General features: G+C 55.0%; 24 protein-coding genes and 1 pseudogene. 18 read left to right on the forward strand and 7 right to left on the reverse strand.

Translation table 11 applies throughout. The features are described from left to right. A partial coding sequence (locus AC2FJC_RS17040; protein ID WP_496740391.1) for a TetR/AcrR family transcriptional regulator occupies window positions 1–578 on the forward strand: 578 nt, incomplete at its 5' end. Window positions 579–1,042: 464 nt separating this feature from the next. On the opposite strand, the gene AC2FJC_RS17045 is transcribed toward AC2FJC_RS17040, so the two are convergent. Beyond that, entirely contained in the window at window positions 1,043–1,741 is a 699-nt protein-coding gene (locus tag AC2FJC_RS17045; protein WP_496740392.1) for a hypothetical protein, read from the reverse strand. Window positions 1,742–1,964: 223 nt separating this feature from the next. Here AC2FJC_RS17045 and AC2FJC_RS17050 point away from each other — a divergent pair, with 223 nt between their 5' ends. Both AC2FJC_RS17050 and AC2FJC_RS17055 read left to right on the forward strand, forming a co-directional pair. Beyond that, window positions 1,965–2,846, forward strand: coding sequence for a cation diffusion facilitator family transporter (locus AC2FJC_RS17050; RefSeq protein WP_496740393.1), 882 nt, complete (start codon window positions 1,965–1,967; stop codon window positions 2,844–2,846). A 159-nt stretch (window positions 2,847–3,005) separates the two neighbouring features. Continuing rightward, complete coding sequence (locus AC2FJC_RS17055) at window positions 3,006–3,854, forward strand: hypothetical protein (protein WP_496740394.1); 849 nt, start codon at window positions 3,006–3,008, stop codon at window positions 3,852–3,854. Window positions 3,855–3,930: 76 nt separating this feature from the next. On the opposite strand, the gene AC2FJC_RS17060 is transcribed toward AC2FJC_RS17055, so the two are convergent. The 3 genes from AC2FJC_RS17060 to AC2FJC_RS17070 all read right to left on the reverse strand — a co-directional run bounded on the left by AC2FJC_RS17060 (window position 3,931) and on the right by AC2FJC_RS17070 (window position 6,480). Continuing rightward, window positions 3,931–4,578 carry a response regulator gene (locus AC2FJC_RS17060; protein ID WP_480628426.1) on the reverse strand — a complete coding sequence of 216 codons (648 nt, stop codon included), beginning with the start codon at window positions 4,576–4,578 and terminating at the stop codon, window positions 3,931–3,933. Further along, on the reverse strand, window positions 4,575–5,978 hold the full coding sequence (locus AC2FJC_RS17065) for a sensor histidine kinase (RefSeq protein WP_496740395.1): 1,404 nt from the start codon (window positions 5,976–5,978) through the stop codon (window positions 4,575–4,577). Before AC2FJC_RS17065 ends, AC2FJC_RS17060 begins: the two co-directional genes overlap by 4 nt. Before the next feature lie 103 nt (window positions 5,979–6,081). Beyond that, window positions 6,082–6,480, reverse strand: coding sequence for a MerR family transcriptional regulator (locus AC2FJC_RS17070; protein WP_496740396.1), 399 nt, complete (start codon window positions 6,478–6,480; stop codon window positions 6,082–6,084). Between the two features lie 99 nt (window positions 6,481–6,579). Here AC2FJC_RS17070 and AC2FJC_RS17075 point away from each other — a divergent pair, with 99 nt between their 5' ends. From AC2FJC_RS17075 to AC2FJC_RS17085, 3 genes are all read left to right on the forward strand, one after another. Continuing rightward, window positions 6,580–6,903 (forward strand): hypothetical protein, encoded by a 324-nt coding sequence (locus tag AC2FJC_RS17075; protein ID WP_496740397.1) that lies wholly within the window; start codon window positions 6,580–6,582, stop codon window positions 6,901–6,903. Window positions 6,904–6,907: 4 nt separating this feature from the next. Then, the gene (locus AC2FJC_RS17080; protein ID WP_496740398.1) at window positions 6,908–7,126 is read left to right on the forward strand and encodes a GDCCVxC domain-containing (seleno)protein; all 219 of its coding nucleotides are present in this window, start codon (window positions 6,908–6,910) and stop codon (window positions 7,124–7,126) included. A gap of 334 nt (window positions 7,127–7,460) precedes the next feature. Next, window positions 7,461–7,664 (forward strand): hypothetical protein, encoded by a 204-nt coding sequence (locus tag AC2FJC_RS17085; protein WP_496740399.1) that lies wholly within the window; start codon window positions 7,461–7,463, stop codon window positions 7,662–7,664. Window positions 7,665–8,139: 475 nt separating this feature from the next. On the opposite strand, the gene AC2FJC_RS17090 is transcribed toward AC2FJC_RS17085, so the two are convergent. Further along, on the reverse strand, window positions 8,140–8,388 hold the full coding sequence (locus tag AC2FJC_RS17090; protein ID WP_496740400.1) for a helix-turn-helix domain-containing protein: 249 nt from the start codon (window positions 8,386–8,388) through the stop codon (window positions 8,140–8,142). A gap of 110 nt (window positions 8,389–8,498) precedes the next feature. Between AC2FJC_RS17090 and AC2FJC_RS17095 the strand changes: the two genes are divergently transcribed. The 8 genes and pseudogenes from AC2FJC_RS17095 to AC2FJC_RS17130 all read left to right on the forward strand — a co-directional run bounded on the left by AC2FJC_RS17095 (window position 8,499) and on the right by AC2FJC_RS17130 (window position 15,382). After that, window positions 8,499–8,801, forward strand: coding sequence for a hypothetical protein (locus tag AC2FJC_RS17095; RefSeq protein WP_496740401.1), 303 nt, complete (start codon window positions 8,499–8,501; stop codon window positions 8,799–8,801). A gap of 547 nt (window positions 8,802–9,348) precedes the next feature. After that, window positions 9,349–10,155: a ferritin-like domain-containing protein gene (locus tag AC2FJC_RS17100; RefSeq protein ID WP_496740486.1), complete on the forward strand. Its 807-nt coding sequence runs from the start codon at window positions 9,349–9,351 to the stop codon at window positions 10,153–10,155. A 373-nt stretch (window positions 10,156–10,528) separates the two neighbouring features. Beyond that, window positions 10,529–10,720, forward strand: a pseudogene (locus tag AC2FJC_RS17105) (DUF455 family protein); the annotation flags it as partial. A 179-nt stretch (window positions 10,721–10,899) separates the two neighbouring features. Then, window positions 10,900–12,225, forward strand: coding sequence for a DUF5930 domain-containing protein (locus tag AC2FJC_RS17110; protein WP_496723379.1), 1,326 nt, complete (start codon window positions 10,900–10,902; stop codon window positions 12,223–12,225). After that, window positions 12,215–12,715, forward strand: coding sequence for a bactofilin family protein (locus AC2FJC_RS17115; protein WP_496723381.1), 501 nt, complete (start codon window positions 12,215–12,217; stop codon window positions 12,713–12,715). Before AC2FJC_RS17110 ends, AC2FJC_RS17115 begins: the two co-directional genes overlap by 11 nt. Before the next feature lie 116 nt (window positions 12,716–12,831). Beyond that, the gene (locus AC2FJC_RS17120) at window positions 12,832–13,641 is read left to right on the forward strand and encodes a M90 family metallopeptidase (protein WP_496740402.1); all 810 of its coding nucleotides are present in this window, start codon (window positions 12,832–12,834) and stop codon (window positions 13,639–13,641) included. Between the two features lie 123 nt (window positions 13,642–13,764). Beyond that, entirely contained in the window at window positions 13,765–14,454 is a 690-nt protein-coding gene (aqpZ, locus tag AC2FJC_RS17125) for an aquaporin Z (protein WP_496740403.1), read from the forward strand. Between the two features lie 85 nt (window positions 14,455–14,539). Next, complete coding sequence (locus AC2FJC_RS17130; RefSeq protein ID WP_496740404.1) at window positions 14,540–15,382, forward strand: alpha/beta fold hydrolase; 843 nt, start codon at window positions 14,540–14,542, stop codon at window positions 15,380–15,382. A gap of 39 nt (window positions 15,383–15,421) precedes the next feature. Here AC2FJC_RS17130 and AC2FJC_RS17135 read toward each other — a convergent pair whose 3' ends face one another. Further along, window positions 15,422–15,970, reverse strand: a complete 549-nt coding sequence (locus AC2FJC_RS17135; protein WP_496740405.1) for a peptidylprolyl isomerase — start codon at window positions 15,968–15,970, stop codon at window positions 15,422–15,424. Continuing rightward, complete coding sequence (locus AC2FJC_RS17140) at window positions 15,963–16,469, reverse strand: peptidylprolyl isomerase (RefSeq protein WP_496740406.1); 507 nt, start codon at window positions 16,467–16,469, stop codon at window positions 15,963–15,965. The genes AC2FJC_RS17135 and AC2FJC_RS17140 overlap by 8 nt, the downstream gene beginning before the upstream one ends. Window positions 16,470–16,605: 136 nt before the next feature. Between AC2FJC_RS17140 and AC2FJC_RS17145 the strand changes: the two genes are divergently transcribed. The 4 genes from AC2FJC_RS17145 to pdhA all read left to right on the forward strand — a co-directional run bounded on the left by AC2FJC_RS17145 (window position 16,606) and on the right by pdhA (window position 19,822). Then, window positions 16,606–17,796 (forward strand): phosphoglycerate kinase, encoded by a 1,191-nt coding sequence (locus AC2FJC_RS17145; protein ID WP_496740407.1) that lies wholly within the window; start codon window positions 16,606–16,608, stop codon window positions 17,794–17,796. A gap of 61 nt (window positions 17,797–17,857) precedes the next feature. Further along, window positions 17,858–18,202 carry a lysozyme inhibitor LprI family protein gene (locus tag AC2FJC_RS17150; RefSeq protein WP_496740408.1) on the forward strand — a complete coding sequence of 115 codons (345 nt, stop codon included), beginning with the start codon at window positions 17,858–17,860 and terminating at the stop codon, window positions 18,200–18,202. 165 nt (window positions 18,203–18,367) lie between these two features. Further along, window positions 18,368–18,667, forward strand: a complete 300-nt coding sequence (locus AC2FJC_RS17155; protein WP_199913500.1) for an FtsB family cell division protein — start codon at window positions 18,368–18,370, stop codon at window positions 18,665–18,667. Between the two features lie 165 nt (window positions 18,668–18,832). Then, window positions 18,833–19,822 (forward strand): pyruvate dehydrogenase (acetyl-transferring) E1 component subunit alpha, encoded by a 990-nt coding sequence (gene pdhA, locus AC2FJC_RS17160; protein ID WP_058273998.1) that lies wholly within the window; start codon window positions 18,833–18,835, stop codon window positions 19,820–19,822. Window positions 19,823–19,836: the final 14 nt, after the last annotated feature.

Genomic DNA, 19,836 nt, shown 5'->3' on the forward strand with positions numbered 1-19,836 from the left:
AAGAAGATCCTAGGCTGATCGCCACACGGCAGGCCGCGCTTGATGCGGCGCAAAGGATACTAGTGGATGAGGGCGTGCTGCACGTAACTCATGGCGCAGTTTCGAAGGCAACTGGCATTTCGCGCAGCACACTTTACAGGCACTGGCCAGATGCGCGTAGTCTGCGTGATGCAGCGTTCAGGCGTATCGCAACACCGCCGAACATACCGCCCAAAACCGATGGCCCGCTACGATCTGACCTGCGCTGGTTACTCGGTGTACTGATGGGAGCCTTGAATGACACACCGTGGGGCCAAATCGCGCCTCAGGTGGTCGCTGCTGCGTCCACCGACGCAGAAGTACGGTTAGTGATAACGGAATTCATGAAAGACAGGTTCGCAAGTGTAGAAGCAGTATTTGCAGCCGCAATCGGCCGCGGTGAGATCACCGCCGACGTTCCGGTTGACCAGCTCATAGAACTAGCAGTCGCTGCACCTTATTTTCGCAAACTCATACGTCACGAGGCCCTGGACGAAGATTGGTTGGACAAACATGTCGATCTGCTTTGCAGTTTCGCGAAAACCAATTCTGGACGGTGAGAATCGCCTGAAATTGCAAACAAAGCGGCCAATAAACATAACAGTTTCCAAGATCGCAGTATGGCTACGTTCGCCGCTTGACATCAGCACGTCGCAGGATCAATTCGAAGCGCTCCCCACAACGTTGACGACTGCACCCTGATTTGTCGCTGCCGCTAATTCACAATGCAACATGAACACCTTTGGGTTCAGTGTCGCCCACGGCAATGTCGACTTTCGGGAACCGGCCAAACATTGCAATGTCCAGTATCCTCCTCGGATGCGCCTTTCGCTGACTTGCACATAAGTGACTTGAAGCAGCCCAAATTGAACCTTCTCACCCAAGCATTGCAATTTAGTAAACTCGCAACGAAGCGGCATTTAGACTATTTCCGCTAAAAAAACCGCTTCCAAAACGCGATCCCCCAAACTGACTTGGTAATGTCAGGTTCAATGCGGGCGTCACGCGTACCAATGCTGCCCGATTAATCCGTTGCGAAGCAATAAAACAGACCTGCCCCGCCTGAACGTGGCAGATGTTCCTCTCCGCAACCGCGCGAGCCGTGCGATGAGTTCCAGGACACCATGTTTCGGGCATCGTTGAGACCGATACGGTCATGGTGCCCGACAATCGCAGATCCGTCCTCGCTGTTCGAAGTCCAGTTGCTGCATGTCGTGTCACCACCTGCCGTAGAGAAGTATCCCGCAGAATCGGAGCCGGTCAGAATGTCATGTTTGTTTGGCTGACTACCGCGCCCATTGACAGGGTTACCATTTTCGTCGAGCGCGGTCTGTAGATCAATATTCACGCTGTTGCTGTGCAATTCCTCAACGTTGTTGGCGATGAGCTCTCCGTTGGCATTGTACCACGGACCCGATCCGATCCGGTCGCGAGCAGAAATGCCATTGGTGATTGTCATCGGGTCGGTGCTGCGATCAATGGACATTGAGGTGCTCAGATAGGCCGCAAAAGTTTTGGTAGAACCGGTCGCGGAAGCAAGCGCATTGCAATGAGCATCGGCGCCTTCGAGGCCGCCCAGGTTGGCGCCGTCGCCCTTGCCGACGCTAGTGATGAAGAACGACATCTCTTCGCCTGCCGATTGCGCTTGTCCGGTCGCCGCGATACAGCAGATTGCGAGTACAGCAATCCCATGGGCAGGTGTTCTTTTGGTAAACTTTGACATGTGTGTCTCCCTTCGTGCTGTGCAATCACTGATGCTAGTCGTATGTAACCATCGGGTCCGGATGTATGACACTATGGTGCTGGTGCCATTCACTACAGCCGGTCGTGCATGACCGACCCTCTGGCCCTAATCATTACTACCCTACTCCGGTCTTACGTGTTATGCACGGTCGCTCACCTGTTCCCAGGATCATTTGTAACGAGTGACTGAGGGTCGTGACGGAATGACACAAAAAATCGCTCTTTGGTCCATTCCGATATCCATTGCGGTATTGGCACTAAAACTGTTGGCTTGGTGGCTGACGGGCTCGGTGGCGTTGTTGTCGGACGCAATGGAATCTACCGTGAACGTCGTTGCGGCGCTGTTGGCGTATTTTGCGGTTCGGGTTGCCAATAAACCCCCTGACGAGAACCACCCCTTTGGTCATAAAAAGGCTGAGTATCTTTCCGCCGTCGTCGAGGGCGCACTGATTGTGCTGGCGGCGTTCTTGATCATCAGAGAAGCTGTGCTGGCACTCCCGAACCCGCATCTTGAGGATGCGCCACTTCTTGGAATCGTCGTCAATGTCATTGCAACTGGTGTGAATGGCGCATGGGCTTACCTATTGCTCAAAATCGGCAGGCGCGAGGGTTCGCCTGCATTGGAGGCAAGCTCCCGGCACATTTTTACAGATGTCATGACTTCAGTTGGTGTCATCGCAGGTCTGATACTGGCGCTTGTCACCGGCTGGTTGATCCTCGACCCAATCCTGGCAATTCTTGTTGCGCTGAACATCTTGTGGGAGGGATGGAAAGTTATTCGGGCATCCGTCGATGGTCTGATGGATGTGACCCTTTCGGATCATGACTTGCAGACTGTTTCTAACGCAATCGAAGCAAATCTCGGCGCAGCCTTAGAGTACCACGACCTCAAAGGGCGCAGATCCGCAAATGTCATCTTCGTGGAGTTTCACCTTGTTGTGGACGGCACAATGCCAGTCAGCGCGGCGCATGATATATGCAATGACATCGAGGAAGAATTGGATCGTTTGTATCCGGGTTCCGTCTTTGTCATTCACCTCGAACCTGATGAGGAGTTGAAGGGTGACGGGGTCAGTTCCCACTAAACTGGTCACATGGCTCAGCAAAAACTCTATTGGTTTGACTGATCTGACTAAGACGTTCGGCTTGAAATTCGTCAGACCTAAGCCCGATGTGGAAAAGCCGAACCAGAAGTAACCTGTCTCCAACGTCACGAAGCGTGACGCTCAGAAATGGAGGCCAAAATGAAAATTCAAAGAAAGCTGGGTCAACTTCTTAGTACCGCGGCGTTGGCTTCGTTGATTGCGGCTACGCCTTATGTGCCAGCGTTTGATGCCGATGGTCGCCTACATTTTGAACCGTCCTATGCCTTTGCCAAGAGCGGCAAGGGGAAAGACGGGGATGGTCGCGACGATGATCGTGATGATGATCGTGACGACGACAGAGATGATGACCGCGACGACAACTCGGGGTCGGGCAATAGCGGCCGCGGTGGTGACCGGGACGATGATCGTGATGACGATAGAGACGATGATCGCGACGACGACCGAGATGATGATCGTGACGACAATTCGGGATCAGGAAAAAGTGGTCGCGACGACGATGATGATGATGATGATGACTCCAAACGCTCCAACAAAGGCAGCGGAAAGAAGGATCGGTCTCAAGCAGGGGGCAAGCCGTCGGGTTCGGCTGGGATAACAAAGGTCGAAACAAACGCTAACGGCATTGAAGTGCGTTACGCCGACGGAACCAAGGAGGAGATCGAAAACGGGCGGTATGAGAGAAAGAATGCTCAGAACCGAACTGTTGAGGAGCGCCCCGCGACCGGTGCTGACGTCTCAAGGCTTCGGTCTTTGGCAAATGGCATCTCAATCGACAACGTGCGCTCTTCAGGGCAAGGCGGCACTGCTGGAAGTCGGCCCACAAAAATCGAACGCCAGGGCAACAACATCGAAGTGAACTATGCCAATGGTTGGAAAGAGGAGATCGAGTTTGGGCGCTACGAGTTGAAAGACCCGTACAACCGGACTGTTGTCGAGAGAAACGCAACGGCCTCTGATCGCCGTAGGTTACAGTCGGTTACCAACTGAACAGCAACACCAGTCGATAATCCGTTGGCGGCTTCTGATTTGAGAGGGGCCGCCATCGTCGTTAAAGAGACCGCTGTTAATCTCCCTTGTTCCAAACATCATGTGCAATAAGCGCGGCCTCTACCCGATTTCGCGCATGAAGCTTGGACAGGATTGCCGTCATGTAGTGCTTCACGGTCTTTTCCTGAAGGTCTAACTCGTCAGCGATTTCACGATTACTTAGTCCTTTGGCCACACGTCTAAGTATTTCTTCCTCACGATGCGTAAGGTCATCGAGAATGCTGCTGTTAATAGACATGCCGCTGTCAGCATTGATTTGCAGCAATACTCGCGAGGCCAAGCCCGGAGAAACGAACCCTTCACCTGCGGCGATGCTGCGTAAGGAAGCGGTTAGTTCGCTCGCGGTTACTCCCTTCACAATGTACCCAATCGCGCCCGCCTCCAAGGCGTCCGCGACATCGCTGCTGTTCTCTGAGACCGTCAAGATTGCAATGACGGGCGGATTTGCCATTGCCGCAATTGTACGGGTCGCGCTTATCCCGCCACCGGGCATAGAGAGGTCAAGAATAGCTATGTCCGGCTGATGCGTGCCGACCAGCGATACTGCCTCTTCAGCGTTGGACCCAGCGGCCAAAACTTCGAAACCATCAGCTTCATCCAACGTGCGTTGCAAACCATCCCTGAATATTGGGTGATCATCAGCTATTACGACAGATGTAGTCATGATGTGCCTAACTTTCTGGGAAAGAGTGTCATAGCAATGGTGGTGCCTTCGCCCGGTCTCGATGCGACTTCGAACCTGCCACCAATACTCTCGACCCGATCCCGCAAGCCCATAAGCCCCTGGCCACCATCGTCTCGCAACGCGGTTTCTTCTGACTTGTCAAAACCAGGTCCGTCGTCTTTGACCTGAACAACTATGCGGTCGTTCTGCGCCTCAGAGATAACAGTGCAATTGGAAGCTGGAGCATATCTCGCGGCATTGGAAAGCGTTTCTTGGAGGAACCGAAAAACGCACAGCTTGTCGGACAATGACAACTCTGGGGCCTGGCTACCCAGGAATGAAATTTCCGGGCGCAACGGGCTGTGTTCGGCGTGGTCCTCTACCGCTCTCTTCACAACATCGGCAAGCGCCAGGTTGTCGATGTCCGGGGCGGACAGCCCTCGCGATATTGCACGAATTTCAGCCAGAGATTTTTGCAAAGACTGCTGAATTTCCTCTGCCTCTTTAGGCCTTTCGGACTCTTTGGAAAACGCCGCCTCCAGTCTAAGAGCGGCGAGGGACAGGTATTGCGCAGGACCATCATGCAGTTCGGCACCGAGTTTCTTGAGGAACCGATCTGTTTGCGTAGCATATCTTTCTGACGCCTCGACGACACGCGAGCGCAGCCGGGCATTCTGCTCGGCCATCCTCTCACTTTCTGTCAGACGCTGATTAAGAAGAGCCCCCTGACGTCGAATTGTTTTGTCACCAATTGCGACGATGGAATACAGAACAATAGTACTTGCCAGAAATGCGGAACCGACGACCAACCAACTTGTTCGCCTGGCCTTGGCCAAATCTAACTCCAGCTGATCGGCTCTTTCGTAGAACTCCGCAACCGCGATGATTTCGCCGGACCAGAGTTCGCGGATGGGGCTGTAAACTTCAAGTAGTGGTATCCCCAATGCCGCCTCGGCGGCGCTCTCGGCATGATCAAGTTCTTCGAAAGAGCCGGAGATATCACCGCTCCACGCCCGCCTCAAGTCATCCGTTGGATTGAAACGGTTTCCAATGATGTCTGTATCAGAGGCATGTGCAATCACACCGCCTTGCTTCCAGAATTTGTAGGAGACAATGCGGTCACGCATTGGCTGGGTCATGAAAATCTCGTCCAGCGCCAGGCTCGCCTGCTCAGAAAGATGGTCGCCATGTGCCAATTCCTGGCTGAGCGGGGATACCACGCTTTCCATATACAGCGCTGCGGAGTTGGCGGAGTTTTGGACGACTGCGTTCTGGATTCGATTCGACACCCAAACCCCGACTATTGCGGTAGCAGTACCCATCACGAAAATGCTGGCCGCAAGAAACACTCGCGACAACGACCAATTGCCAATCGTCAGGTCAGTTACTTTCGCTTTCATCGTGAAATCGACTATGAACTACAATCTGTTATCGCACCACAGACCTTGGTCTGACGCGATCTGGCTAAATCTCAAACCCTTTGATTCCGCCCAGCGGCCAGAGTCAGATATTGTCCATCGTTCTCAGTCTTTGCAGCATCGGGCATTGAACGTTTCCGCTATCACAATTGGCCGTAAGCTCACTCAAGGCGTGCTGCAGGCGTCTGAGCTCATCAATCTTGCTTCGAACGCTGGCAATGTGTGCCTCGGCCAATTCTTTCACTGACCGGCAGTCTTCCGCACTTCCTTCTGACAGCTCCAAAAGCGCCTTTGCGTCAGATAGAGGAAACCCCAGGTCGCGGCATTTCTTCAAAAACCGAAGTCTACCCACATCGTTTGCGGAATAGAGGCGACGATTGTTCAGAGCTCGTGCGGGTCTTGGTACGATACCTTCGCGTTCGTAATAGCGGATGGTTTCTACTCCGACCCCGGATTGCCGGGAAGCCTCACCTATCGCAATCATGTGAAGTGTCCCCTCTTGATCCTGTAGTTACTACAGGAGTTATACGCTCTGAATGCCGGTGCCTCAACACAATCAAATCGCCTACCCAAGGAGCGAGAGATGAAGAAGTATGTGACATTCAGCTACCTGGGATCGGTTTCCGCTCTGGGGGTAGCAACATGCTGTGTTCTTCCAATGGCCATGATGTTGTTAGGCTTGGGTGGCAGTTGGTTGGCGGTATTCGGAAGAATAGCGGCGGCAAGCTACTATGTTCTCGCCATCTCAACAGCGCTGGTCGCGGTTTCATGGATCGTAGCGCATCGAAACGGGACGATGGCAAATCTGAAATGGTGGCTTGTTGGAAGCTCAGCGATCACCGCGCTGGCATGGGTCATCGTGTTCAATGAGGCTCAAATCAACGATTATCTAATCATGCAGATGTGAGACAATGACAAAACAAACTGTGGTGCTGGATAGCACTTTGACTTGCCCTGAGTGCGGACGCATTGAAACCGAAAGAATGCCAACTGACTCGTGCCAGTGGTTTTATGAATGCAAATCATGCAAGGCAGTCTTGAATCCGTTAGAAGGCGATTGCTGTGTTTTTTGTTCCTACGCAACTGTCCCGTGCCCGCCAATTCAGTTAGGTGACTGCTATTGTGGATAAGCGGGCCGCGAACTCAACATCCGAGAAAGGTGTTGATTGTCCGCATTGGCTCGTCGGCCAAAGTTTGCAAAGTCTGGTTTCTGCGCATTGCTGACCTCAGTGCACAGAGAAGCTCTTAGACCTTTGGGCTCATGGCTGGCGCTGACGGCATATTTTCGACTGACCGTTGTTCGGGTGCAGCGGGTGGTTGGCTGACGAAGGTGCAAACGTTCCAAAACGCAACTTATGTTAGATCTAGAACAGTCTTTGGATCGGGAAAAAAATCTTCAATTCTTATACCTGAGATTAAGTTCGACCCGCGATGGTTGCCCGGTATTCTACATGAGGATTTAACATGAAAAAACTTGCAATCATCGACCTGCCCGGAACAAACACCAACGCCTTTGACGTGCTCGCACGCTGTCGGAGCGCAGCCGAAAAATCCGGAGTAGAGCAAGCCAGTATTCAGACCTTTCTTGAGGAAGCCGTCCAGGGTGACTTTGAGCATTTGTTGCGTGTGGTGAATACCCACTTCGAGGTCTCTAGCACCGGGTCTTGACTGGAGAGAGCCTAGTGTGCCGCCACGCGACAACAAACCCGCAATTGAACAGCGCATTTAGTCGTCTTTTTTCGGATGGCGCGGGCGAACACTAGGCAGCCTCAGACAGCAGCGAAGCCAGATCACTCAGCTTTATCAGATGTCCTCGCGTCGTCTTACCTTCTATTTGCGCGCCATGTGTCTCAATCCCCTTGCTCTCAAAATCAAACAGAAGCTTTCGGGACGTTGTTCCTCTTGACCTAGCTAGTGTAGCAACGGGCATGTGACTGGCTGGATCAAGGGGCACGCGCGGCGAAACAGCGTTTGTCACCTCTTTAGGAAAATCGCGGGTTGGCAGTTAGCGAGGATGATCAATCCAAATCGGCAACTTAAAACAAGGGTGTAAGTTACTGGGCAAAGTTAGCGAGACAACGTGACGGCGAAATCTCGCTATGCCCTGAAACAAAAGCTTAAGGGAAGCATGTCAAAGATATCGCTAGATGCTTCCAGCCTCTTTTTCGACTTCAGCAACCAACTCGGCAATCGTCAGGCCCAATGCTCCACTAAGGAGATGTAGCGTCCCAAGCGTTGGTTGGTGGTGGCCAGACTCCAGAAGCGAGATGTACTGCATGCTCCTGCTGGCATGAGTGGCGAGGTCTTGTTGCGATAACTTTTTGGCCAGCCTGTAGCGGCGCAAAACTCTCGAAAAAGCCAATAGCAGCGGGTCGTCTTTTGCATGCGCCATGTTTTGACAAATCGCCTACACAACGCTAGTCGTCTATACAGTATACTTTGAATCTAGGGGTAAATTCCAACTCCTCGATGGCTAAGCGAACAAAAAACGGGGACCGTTAAATGGCGGACAGAGTTCATCTGACAGAAGCCCAGATGATTGAAATTCTCAACAGGCTCGAAAATCGCTTCTTGGAGCGAAAGGCTCTTGAAGAAGAACACAAGGTTTTTGTCAAACCGCACCTTGTTTCGGGTGAAAAACCAACTCGAACAACTGGAAGGCCAAGGTCTCAATATGTAGGGCAGCTGCATCTTTCAATTTTGGAAGAAGATGAGGCTTGGTTCAAAAAGACAGCACAGGCCAACAACATTCAGTACGGCAAGTTTTTTTCTTACTTGCGCAGGGTGTTCGAACAACACGGTTGAGTCGGCCCCGCGCGAAGAACAAATAGCGTCACCAGTTTAACGCCTTGTGCAGAGGCGCGAATTCTGTCGAGCATTAAATCCAAATACCCGTTGTTCTTTTCCAAGGATAACCGCACTGCCACCTAGGGTTGCGATATTTGAGGTCTTCGCCGTAGGTGGCAGTGCTGTGTCTCGCTTCGTCTAGTTCACCAGCCCCACTCACCAATCCGTGCCCAAGTATCCTGAGTCAAAAGGCTGGCTCATCGACTCGGATTCAGTCCGCTCATGGACCGTCCGATCTTCCAATTAACCGGTCATTCAATATGTGCTCTAACTGACAGATGGCCGTAGTATCGGGAGCGCTTGATGGTTCAGACCACGCATCAACCTGAAATCTGGACGTCGGCTGCGCCCTATAGTAGGCGTAACGGGCAACCTTAAAATGTTTGTTGCGCCATCTGGTTTAAAGCCAAGCTCTGCTAATTCCACCGAACCGGGAGCAAGTTACAACTTGTCTAGCCGCACTGAAAAAGACGCTGAAACACAGCGCCCGACTACGCTGACTGCAATGGCAGTCGACGTGCTCTCCACGGCGGATGGTCACGCAAAAACGGCCAAATCACGAGCTTACGCTTCTGTTTGGAAAACTGCCCGGACTACGGGTGAAGTTCTTGAACTCGGGCGTTCTATTCCACCAGATCATCCTGCTCGCCCGCAGCACCCAGAGTTGCTCAGTCCCCGCGACGTACCAAAGCGCAAGCCGGGATCTCCAGCAGGAAGAAAAGCGCTACTTCATGCCGTCGCTCATATCGAACTCAATGCCGTCGATCTGCACTGGGATATCATCTCACGCTTCGCCCACGTGCCGATGCCGATGGGATTTTATGACGATTGGGTGAAAGCCGCAGACGACGAAGCAAAACACTTCAATCTGATCTGTGATTGCCTGGAAACGATGGGAAGCTACTACGGAGCCCTGCCCGCTCATGATGGAATGTGGCGCGCGGCATCAGATACTGCAAACGACCTACAAGGACGGTTAGCCATCGTTCCAATGGTATTGGAGGCACGAGGGCTAGATGTAACACCGGGAATGATAGACGTTTTCGAGAAAGCTGGAGAGACCGCGGCTGTTGAAAGCCTCAAAACCATCTACAGTGAGGAAGTCAGCCACGTGGCGTATGGGGCGAAATGGTTTAACTTCGTCTGTGGCAGGGACAACAGTGATCCAAAAGAAGTATTCCATGCTCTAGTAAAGCGCTATTTCAAAGGAGGTTTGAAGCCTCCGTTTAACGAAGAAAAACGCGCAGATGCCGGATTGCCACCTGACTTTTATTGGCCGCTCGCTGAGGAGCTTCCTCCTTATGTTCGCTGAGAAAGTTGGCAGTTGCCTGCGCCACTGAAGCATTTTGCTTGAGGACTTCGTACTTCAAGTAATCACCCTTCGCGCCAATTCATCAGGCAACAGTTCCGACTCACCGAGGGCGGGACCGTTTCGGTCTGTGGGATCCCGTCCAAGCGACGCAGAAGAATTGCCCAAGTCAAACCCAATGCTCTTCCTGTTTGCCGCTTCTGTCCTCGATTCGATCAAGACTGGAACTCAAGTGCATGGAACTTTTGATCGGGTTTTGAGGCGAAAAAGTTCCATAATGCACGTGGAACTTTTTGAAGTGGAAGTATTTCGGTTCGATGCATTGGTTGTTTTCAAGGGCGCGCGCTGACAAATACAATGAAAAATCGATTTTAGTTGGTATAACGAACCCCTGTGTGGGCGTGAAAACGCAGATCCCAAGGATGTATTTCACCAATTGGTGCGCCAGTATTTCCATGGCGTCCTGAAGCCCCCGTTTAACGAAGAAAAACGGGCCGAGGCCGGGCTGCCGCCGGATTTCTATTGGCCTCTGACGGAGGATTTTCCATTGCCGGGACAGGCGCAATAACGGGCACAAGTTGACGTTATCGGCAATTTCTCGCCTAGAATCGGCGGCAAAAACCGGTAACGCAAGGTCGATAAGTTAACAAACTTGCCCAAAGCCCCCTCTCGCTCTATGCACTTCGCCCAAGGGACGGCTATCACTCACGACCGGTCCCGATCTTTGGGGATGGAGAGGTAGGACGCGTGAGAACACGTCTGGCAATCAAATTACATTCATTGTTCGAGCGGCATTTTCCCGAACGCCGTGTCTTTCTGAAATCCGACAATGATACGCGGTTTATTCGGCTAAGCTCGGAAACGCAGGTCATAGCCGTTGCTGGTGTCGCCTTGTTCGTGGGATGGACAGCTGTCGCGACTGCGATACTGTTGATGGACAGCATCGGGTCGGGAAACTTCCGGGAACAGGCAAAGCGTGATCAGGCGACCTATCAGGAACGACTGAACATCATGTCCACGGAACGGGACGTCCGAGCGCAGGAGGCTTTGGCGGCTCAGGACCGGTTCAACGCAGCGCTCGAGCAGATTTCGGCCATGCAGTCGGAACTGCTGGCGTCGGAAAACCGCCGCCGCGAGCTTGAGACCGGGATCGAGGTTATCCAGACCACGCTGCGCGCTACCATGAAACAGCGCGAAGAAGCACGTACAGAACTGGTCACGCTTCAGCAGGAAGCGGGCGAAGGCGACATGTACATGGCCGCCGTTGCCAACCCTGAACAGATGAACTTTATGACCGAGGCGCTGTCCCGTACCGCCGAGGAACGCGACCAGATTGCCGCCAATGCCAAGGACGCGCTGGAACAGCGTGACGATCTTGAGCTGGAAATCCGGCTGATGCAGGAACGCAGCGACGAGATCTTCCGCCAGTTGGAAGAGGCAATGGTAATCTCGGTCGAACCACTGGACAAGATGTTCCGCCAGGCCGGCATGCCCACCGACCGCATCATCGAAGAAGTCCGCCGCGGCTATAGCGGCATGGGCGGCCCCCTAACCCCTATTTCTTTCAGCACGCGCGGTGAGGAACTGACCCCCGACGAGATCCGCGCAAATACTCTGTTGCAACAGATGGATCAGTTGAACCTGTACCGAATTGCTGCAGAGAAAGCGCCGTTTGCAAGCCCCGTCAATTCCGTCGTGCGATTCACGAGCGGTTACGGGACGCGTCGAGACCCCAAGACAGGTGGTCGCCGCATGCATAACGGCGCTGATTTCGCAGGTGCCCATGGCACCGACATTTTTGCCACCGCCGACGGTGTGGTCACCCATGCCGGCTGGCAGTCCGGGTTTGGACGGCTGGTAAAAATCAAGCACGCGTTCGGAATTGAGACACTTTATGCCCATAACACGAAGATACGCGTGAAGGTTGGTCAAAGGGTCTCGCGCGGGGATCATATTGCTGATATGGGTAGCACCGGACGGTCGACCGGCACGCACCTGCACTATGAAGTTCGCGTGAACGGAAAACCTGTTAACCCAATGACTTACATCAAGGCTGCGAGAAATGTTTTCTAAGAGCAAAATCAACGAGCCCTCGTCCACTGCACCCGAGGCGGCAAAACCCGCTGCACCGGCGACACCGGCGGCCCCTGCACCGGCAGAAAACAAGGCCAGCACCGCGCCCAAGCCCAAGCCACCGGCATCGGTTCTGTCTTCGGACCTGCACATCACGGGCAACCTGAAGACCTCGGGCGATATCCAGGTCGAAGGCACTGTCGAAGGCGACATCCGTGCGCATCTGCTGACAATCGGTGAGACCGCCACCATCAAAGGCGAAGTCACCGCCGATGACGTCGTGATCAACGGTCGCATCGTGGGCCGTGTCCGTGGTTTGAAGGTACGCCTGACCTCGTCCGCACGTGTCGAAGGCGACATCATCCACAAGACCATCGCGATCGAAAGCGGCGCGCATTTCGAAGGTTCGGTTCAGCGTCAGGACGACCCCCTGAACCCGGGCCGCGGCGGCAAGGCGGGTGCCAACCCGGCGGCCGAAGTCAAGCAGTAACGCGGACCACTTTCCAAGTTTCGAACGCCGCGGGGAAACCCGCGGCGTTTTTCATTTGACGGGGACGATTGGGTTTTCCGGTTCCAACCGCCCGGCGCGTCCTTATAGTGACCTTTATGTTGTTCTTTTTCACAGCCTTGGCGCTTATTGCCGGTTTCCTACTGTATCGCTACTGGTCCAAGTCCCGGGCGCGCCTACAGTTATTGTCCACCCCCCTGACAGACCACCAACGCATCCTCATCGAGCAGCAAGTGCCGTTGATCCGCCGCCTGCCCCTAGGCCTGCGTGTCAAACTGGACGGCAAGGTGAATCTGTTTCTGGATCAGGTTCGTTTCTTTGGTTGCGACGGGCTGGACGTAACCGAAGAGATGGAACTGGCCATCGCCGCGCATGCCTGTCTGCTAATTGTAAACAGCGACCTCTGGTACGATCACCTGACCACGATCCTGATCTACCCGAACGCTTTTAAGTCTCGGCAGCGGCGACAGGAAGGATACGTCGTCAGCGAGAAAGAGATCGTGCGCACCGGGGAAAGCTGGGACCGTGGACCGGTTATCCTGTCTTGGACCCACAGCAAGCTGGGCGCACTGAACGACCATGACGGGCAGAATGTCGTACTGCATGAGTTTGCCCACCAGATAGACGATCTGTCCGGTGGCACCAACGGTGTTCCGATCCTGAGCGACGGGCAAAGCTTTGCCGAGTGGGAGCGTGTCTTTCTGACTGCCTATGACACCCTTGTCCGCGCCGTCGAAAGCGGGCGGCGCACGGTAATCGACGCCTATGGTGCAACCGGCCATGAAGAGTTCTTTGCCGTTTCCGTCGAGGTGTTCTTTGAAAAGCCCCGCGACCTGAAATCTGAGGCCCCTGAGGTCTATGACCAACTTGCCAAACTGTTCCGACTGGACCCGGTTACCTGGGGTTAGGCGTGTATAGACTCCCACCGCCTCACTCCTGACCACTGCCAGTGAAATTTCCCCTTATCCAAACATTTCACAAAACATCATTTTCGAATTAGTCTTAAATTAGTGTTTTCAGGAGGATTTTTCATGTCATCAAAACTCATGGCCGAGTTCTTCGGTACGTTCTGGTTGGTTCTGGGCGGTTGCGGCAGCGCCGTTCTGGCCGCCGGGGTCGCCGATGTGGGCATCGGTTGGCTGGGCGTTTCCTTTGCCTTCGGCCTCACCGTTCTGACGATGGCCTATGCCGTCGGGCATATCTCGGGCGGCCATTTCAACCCCGCAGTCAGTCTCGGGCTGATGATCGGGGGACGGTTTCCGGCGAAGGACCTTATCCCCTATTGGATCGCTCAGGTTATCGGCGCGATTGCTGCAGCTGCGATCTTGTATCTGATCGTCAGCGGTGCGCCTAACTTTGAAGGCGTGGGTGGGTTTGCCTCGAACGGCTATGGTGAGGCATCACCCGAGGGCTATTCACTGATGTCCGCTCTGGTGATCGAGATCGTCATGACCGCGTTCTTCATCATCATCATCCTGGGGGCCACTTCCAGCGGCGCTCCTGCCGGGTTCGGCCCCATCGCCATCGGGCTTGGTTTGACATTGATCCACCTGATCTCGATCCCGGTGACCAACACATCGGTCAACCCGGCCCGGTCCACAGGGGTTGCTTTGTTCGCGGACGCGCCTGCCCTTGGGCAGCTCTGGCTATTCTGGGTCGCACCTCTGATCGGTGGCGCAATCGGCGCATTGATCTGGAAGGCGATGACAACAGACGACTAAAGGCCAAGCGGGGGATTATTTCCCCCGCTTTCCTCTTCCTAAGCTATCATCCCTGACGAGACGACGCGAAACCAGGGAGGTAGACATGCTTCGAACACTGATGGTCACTGCGATAACGTTGACCGCGACAGCGGGACTGGCACAGGATGCCTGGCTGACAATCCCCGAAGCGCCTGCCATGCCCGAGGCCGCGTCCAGTGGTACCGCCAGCGTGAATGGCATCGACATGTATTACGCCACCTATGGATCGGCAGAGGGCACGCCCGTGCTGCTGATCCATGGCGGTCTGGCGCATGGCGATATCTGGGCAGCACAAGTGGCTGATCTGGCCAGCGACCACAGCGTGATTGTGGCAGATACCCGAGGACATGGCCGGTCAACCAATGATGGCAGCACCTACAGCTATGAATTGCTGGCGCAGGACTATCTGGCGCTGCTGGATCATCTGAATGTCGAACAAGTGCATCTGGTTGGATGGTCGGATGGTGCCAACATTGGATACACGATTTCGACAACTGCGCCTGACCGTCTTGCCAGCCATTTCGCCCATGCGGGCAATGTCACGCTGGATGGGATCGATCCCTCAGTCGAAACCAACGAAGTCTTCGGGGCTTACGTCGGAATGATGGCCGGGGACTACGCCGCCATGTCCCCCACCCCGGACGGGTTTGATGCGTTTCTGGGCGGTGTCGCGGCCATGTGGGCCACGGAAAAGCCCGGCGGGCTTGAGGGGCTGCAATCGGTAACTGTGCCCACTCTGGTCGTACAAAGCGAACATGACGAGGCGATCCTGACCGAACACTCGCAAGCGATTGCCGGGGCGATCCCCGATGCTGATCTGTTGATTTTGAAAGACGTTAGTCACTTTGCGTCGTTTCAAGACCCGGATGCATACACGCAAGCGATCAGGGGCTTCATCGACCAATGACGAAAAACCCGGCGCTGGTGCCAGCGCCGGGTTCTAGGATTATTCGGTGACGGTGACTTTTTTCATCACGTCCGGCTGACCGATAATGGCGCCGTTCTGGCCCTCACCGCGTTTGATCGCGTCAACCACGTCCATGCCGTCGGTCACCTGACCAACAACCGTGTACTGGCCGTTCAGAAACGGGCCCGGTTCGAACATGATAAAGAACTGTGAGTTGGCGCTGTTGGGGTCTTGCGCTCGCGCCATGCCAACCACGCCCCGGTCGAATTCGAAATCCGAAAACTCTGCCGGAAGGTCTGCACGGTCGGAACCACCGGTTCCGGCGCGGCGCATGTCACCACCCAGGCGGCCATGTTCCACGTCGCCGGTCTGCGCCATGAAGCCATCGATCACGCGGTGAAAAACCACGCCATCGTATTTGCCTTCATTGGCCAGAGCAGCGATCTGCTCAACATGTTTCGGGGCAATATCATCGAACAGGTCGATGGTGACAGTGCCGTTGGCCCCCTCACCTTCGATCTCGACCTCAAGACCCGTGGACAGCGCAGGGCTGGCCAGCAAGGCAAAAGCGGCGGCCAGCTTATACATCAGCCGCCACCTTGACGCTGATCATGCGGTCAGGGCTCGCTGGCGGCTCGCCTCGTACGATGGCGTCCACATGCTCCATTCCGTCGATGACACGGCCATAAACAGTGTACTGGCCGTTCAGGAAATGGTTGTCGCCGAAGTTGATGAAGAACTGCGAGTTCGCCGAATCCGGGTTCTGCGAACGGGCTGCGCCCAGCGTGCCGCGGTCATGCGGCAGCTTCGAGAATTCCGCCGGAACGTTGGGCAGAGACGACCCGCCGGTACCCGCCATACGCAGGTTGAACCCGTCTTCCATGTCGCCGTGCTGAACATCGCCGGTCTGCGCCATGAAACCATCGATCACACGGTGAAAGGCCACGTTGTCATACTCACCACTGCGCGCCAGTTCCTTCATGCGAGCGCTGTGCTGCGGTGCTACATCCGGCAACAGCTCGATGACGACATTGCCGTCTTTGAGTTCGACGATGATTGTGTTTTCGGGATCCTTGATCTCGGCCATTAGGCCCTCCTGTCGTTTTATCTTGCGCAAATACCTATGCGCAGGGCGCGGGAATGCCAAGTGACGCATTGACCTGACGGCAAAATGCAGGAAAAGAACCGCCTAAGTCACTTTCATATTTGTCGAGGATTGCGCGATGGGCTGGAAAACACTGGACGACATGGACCTGAACGGCAAACGCGTGTTGGTGCGCGTGGATATCAACGTGCCGGTAGTCGACGGCGTGGTGACCGACGCCACCCGTATCGAGCGCATCGTGCCAACCGTGAAGGACATTTTGGCAGCTGGCGGCAAGCCCATCCTGCTGGCGCATTTCGGACGCCCAGGCGGCGAACGTCGCCAAAACCTGTCGCTGAAGCAGCTTGTTCCGACTTTGGAGACGGCCTTTGGCACCAAGGTTCGGTTTGGCGATGACTGCGTGGGGATCGAGGCAGAAACAGCGGCAGCAAACCTCAGCGGCGGCGAAGTGCTATTGCTCGAAAACACTCGCTTTCACGCGGCGGAAACCAAAAACAGCCCGGAACTAGCTGCCGGCATGGCAAAGATGGGCGACGTCTATTGTAATGATGCCTTCTCGGCCGCACACCGCGCGCACAGCTCGACTGAAGCACTGGCCCGGTTGTTGCCCGCCTGCGCGGGCCGCCTGATGCAGCAAGAGCTGAGCGCGTTGGAAGCCGCGCTCGGCGCGCCTAAACGCCCGGTCACTGCGGTTGTCGGCGGTGCCAAGGTTTCGACCAAGCTGGACCTGCTTGGCAACCTGATCGAAAAGGTGGATTACCTGATTATTGGCGGTGGCATGGCGAACACCTTCCTCGTCGCACAAGGCGTGAATGTCGGCAAATCGCTGGCGGAAACCGCGATGAAAGACACCGCTGCCGAGATTCTGACCAAGGCCGAAACAACCGGCTGTCAGATTGTCCTGCCCCGCGACGTCGTGGTTGTCGAAAAGTTCGAGGCCCACGCCCCCAATCAGATCCTGCCAGCTGATCAATGCCCCGAAGACGGCATGATCCTTGACGCTGGTCCGGAAACCGTTGCGGAAATCACTGCGATTTTCGACAAGAGCCAAACGCTTATCTGGAACGGCCCGCTGGGTGCATTCGAGATTGAACCATTCGATGCTGCCACCAACGCAGCAGCCCTGAAAGCGGCAGAGCTGACACGGTCAGGACAGCTTGTGTCGGTCGCAGGCGGTGGTGACACGGTCGCTGCGCTGAATGCGTCCGGTGCTGCCAAGGACTTTTCATACATCTCGACTGCAGGGGGTGCCTTCCTGGAATGGATGGAAGGCAAAACGCTGCCCGGTGTTGCGGCACTGGATCAGTAACCCCTATCTGCCTGGCAATCGGCATTCATGGTACTCTCTTCGTCAAACCGGGAGATGCACCATGAAAGCTGTTGCCGTCCTTGCCACCACCCTGCTGCCCGTCACGACATATGCGCAATCCCACTGCAACGGGCACACACAGCTCGATCTCAATTTTTGCGCCAAAGAGAAATGGGAAGTGGTAGATCAGGATCTGAACAGCCTTTGGTCAGAGATCAAACCCTTATCGGACACGCGTGGTGATGGCCAAGCCCTGCTGACCGAGCAACGCGACTGGCTGAAACATCGTGACGCGACCTGTGACCCCGAGCTGGAAAGCGACGGTAGCGCGGCCCCCATGTTCTATTGGGCCTGTATGAAAGAACAAACCCTGCAGCGCAATCAGGCGCTTGAAGCCTGGCGGTAACCACTTTTCAACCCAGCCAAATTCATCAGGCGAACATATTTTTTCTGCTGATCATCAAAAATTGCGAATCGAGGGATTCACAAGCCGAATCACCTGTGACATAGTGCAGGCAGATGTCCAAAAAGGGCACGTTTTTGAGGCAGACTTCATACGGCGGTAAACAGAGTGTCCCGTTCCCATCGGCCCGGTTTGGGCTCAGTTGTATTCTTCATGGTGGCTTTCACGCTGGGTGTTTATTTCACCTTCGCCGCCGTGCAGGGCGACTATGGCCTGTTCCGACGGGTCGAGATTGCAGCGGAACGGGACGCCCTGTCGCGCGACCTGGCCAAACTTGACGCCGAAATCACGGAAATGGAAAACCTGACGCGCCGCCTGTCAGACAATTACCTGGATCTGGATCTTCTGGATCAGCAGGCGCGGTCCGTGCTTGGCATGATCCGCTCGGATGAGATCGTCATTCGCTGACCTCCCCCCAGCTATGGATGCCGCCCCACGGGTTAACCGCATGATCACGCGCTGATTTCTGCCTTGCCGGACGCTGCGTCACATTTCCCCTCGCCAGAAAGCAACAAATGCTTTATGAGATAGTTTAACGCTAAACTATCTTGCCGAGAGGGGGAGATCGCCACAATGGCTGCGCGAAAAACCACAAAGAAACCAAATGTTTCTGCGGAAGAACTTACCGAATACTACCGTGAAATGCTGCTGATCCGCCGATTCGAGGAAAAGGCCGGTCAGCTCTATGGCATGGGTCTGATTGGCGGTTTCTGCCACCTCTATATCGGCCAAGAGGCCGTTGTTGTTGGCCTTGAGGCTGCGACCGAAGAAGGTGACAAGCGTATTACCTCATACCGCGACCACGGCCATATGCTAGCCTGTGGCATGGATCCGGGTGGCGTGATGGCCGAACTGACCGGCCGCATTGGCGGACTGTCCAAGGGCAAGGGCGGCTCAATGCACATGTTCTCGAAAGAGAAGCATTTCTATGGCGGTCACGGCATCGTTGGCGCACAGGTTCCGCTGGGTGCGGGACTGGCCTTTGCGGACAAGTACAAGGGCAATGGTCGCGTGACCTTCACCTATTTCGGTGACGGCGCCGCGAACCAGGGCCAGGTCTATGAGACCTTCAACATGGCCGCCCTTTGGGATCTGCCGGTGGTGTTCGTGATCGAGAACAACCAATACGCCATGGGTACCGCGCAGGCGCGCTCGACCTCGACCAAGGATATCTACCACCGCGGCGAAGCGTTCGGCATCCCCGGAGAGATCGTCAACGGCATGGATGTACTTGCGGTCAAAGCCGCAGGGGAAAAGGCTGTCGCGCACTGCCGTGCGGGTAAAGGCCCCTATATCCTCGAGATCAAGACCTACCGCTACCGCGGCCACTCGATGTCCGACCCGGCCAAGTACCGCACCCGCGAAGAGGTTCAGAAGGTTCGTGAGCAAAGCGACCCGATCGAACATGTGCGCGAGCTGCTGCTGACCGGTAAACACGCGACCGAGGATGATCTGAAGGCGATCGACAAAGAGATCAAAGAGATCGTCAATCAAGCCGCCGAATTCTCGAAAGAAAGCCCCGAGCCTTCCGTCGAAGAGCTCTGGACCGACATTTACGCCTGAGAGGACGACTAAGA

The organism is Ruegeria sp. CDSB117 (assembly GCF_059611005.1).

What these genes read in the sequence shown, in the direction of transcription:
- AC2FJC_RS17075 (WP_496740397.1), top strand. Translation starts at nt 6,580, where the DNA reads ATGAAGAAGTATGTGACATTCAGCTACCTGGGATCGGTTTCCGCTCTG.
- AC2FJC_RS17060 (WP_480628426.1), bottom strand. Translation starts at nt 4,578, where the DNA reads ATGACTACATCTGTCGTAATAGCTGATGATCACCCAATATTCAGGGAT.
- AC2FJC_RS17135 (WP_496740405.1), bottom strand. Translation starts at nt 15,970, where the DNA reads ATGTATAAGCTGGCCGCCGCTTTTGCCTTGCTGGCCAGCCCTGCGCTG.
- AC2FJC_RS17080 (WP_496740398.1), top strand. Translation starts at nt 6,908, where the DNA reads ATGACAAAACAAACTGTGGTGCTGGATAGCACTTTGACTTGCCCTGAG.
- AC2FJC_RS17085 (WP_496740399.1), top strand. Translation starts at nt 7,461, where the DNA reads ATGAAAAAACTTGCAATCATCGACCTGCCCGGAACAAACACCAACGCC.
- AC2FJC_RS17045 (WP_496740392.1), bottom strand. Translation starts at nt 1,741, where the DNA reads ATGTCAAAGTTTACCAAAAGAACACCTGCCCATGGGATTGCTGTACTC.
- aqpZ (WP_496740403.1), top strand. Translation starts at nt 13,765, where the DNA reads ATGTCATCAAAACTCATGGCCGAGTTCTTCGGTACGTTCTGGTTGGTT.
- AC2FJC_RS17055 (WP_496740394.1), top strand. Translation starts at nt 3,006, where the DNA reads ATGAAAATTCAAAGAAAGCTGGGTCAACTTCTTAGTACCGCGGCGTTG.
- AC2FJC_RS17090 (WP_496740400.1), bottom strand. Translation starts at nt 8,388, where the DNA reads ATGGCGCATGCAAAAGACGACCCGCTGCTATTGGCTTTTTCGAGAGTT.
- AC2FJC_RS17120 (WP_496740402.1), top strand. Translation starts at nt 12,832, where the DNA reads ATGTTGTTCTTTTTCACAGCCTTGGCGCTTATTGCCGGTTTCCTACTG.
- AC2FJC_RS17050 (WP_496740393.1), top strand. Translation starts at nt 1,965, where the DNA reads ATGACACAAAAAATCGCTCTTTGGTCCATTCCGATATCCATTGCGGTA.
- pdhA (WP_058273998.1), top strand. Translation starts at nt 18,833, where the DNA reads ATGGCTGCGCGAAAAACCACAAAGAAACCAAATGTTTCTGCGGAAGAA.
- AC2FJC_RS17095 (WP_496740401.1), top strand. Translation starts at nt 8,499, where the DNA reads ATGGCGGACAGAGTTCATCTGACAGAAGCCCAGATGATTGAAATTCTC.
- AC2FJC_RS17115 (WP_496723381.1), top strand. Translation starts at nt 12,215, where the DNA reads ATGTTTTCTAAGAGCAAAATCAACGAGCCCTCGTCCACTGCACCCGAG.
- AC2FJC_RS17140 (WP_496740406.1), bottom strand. Translation starts at nt 16,469, where the DNA reads ATGGCCGAGATCAAGGATCCCGAAAACACAATCATCGTCGAACTCAAA.
- AC2FJC_RS17145 (WP_496740407.1), top strand. Translation starts at nt 16,606, where the DNA reads ATGGGCTGGAAAACACTGGACGACATGGACCTGAACGGCAAACGCGTG.
- AC2FJC_RS17100 (WP_496740486.1), top strand. Translation starts at nt 9,349, where the DNA reads ATGGCAGTCGACGTGCTCTCCACGGCGGATGGTCACGCAAAAACGGCC.
- AC2FJC_RS17070 (WP_496740396.1), bottom strand. Translation starts at nt 6,480, where the DNA reads ATGATTGCGATAGGTGAGGCTTCCCGGCAATCCGGGGTCGGAGTAGAA.
- AC2FJC_RS17065 (WP_496740395.1), bottom strand. Translation starts at nt 5,978, where the DNA reads ATGAAAGCGAAAGTAACTGACCTGACGATTGGCAATTGGTCGTTGTCG.
- AC2FJC_RS17130 (WP_496740404.1), top strand. Translation starts at nt 14,540, where the DNA reads ATGCTTCGAACACTGATGGTCACTGCGATAACGTTGACCGCGACAGCG.
- AC2FJC_RS17150 (WP_496740408.1), top strand. Translation starts at nt 17,858, where the DNA reads ATGAAAGCTGTTGCCGTCCTTGCCACCACCCTGCTGCCCGTCACGACA.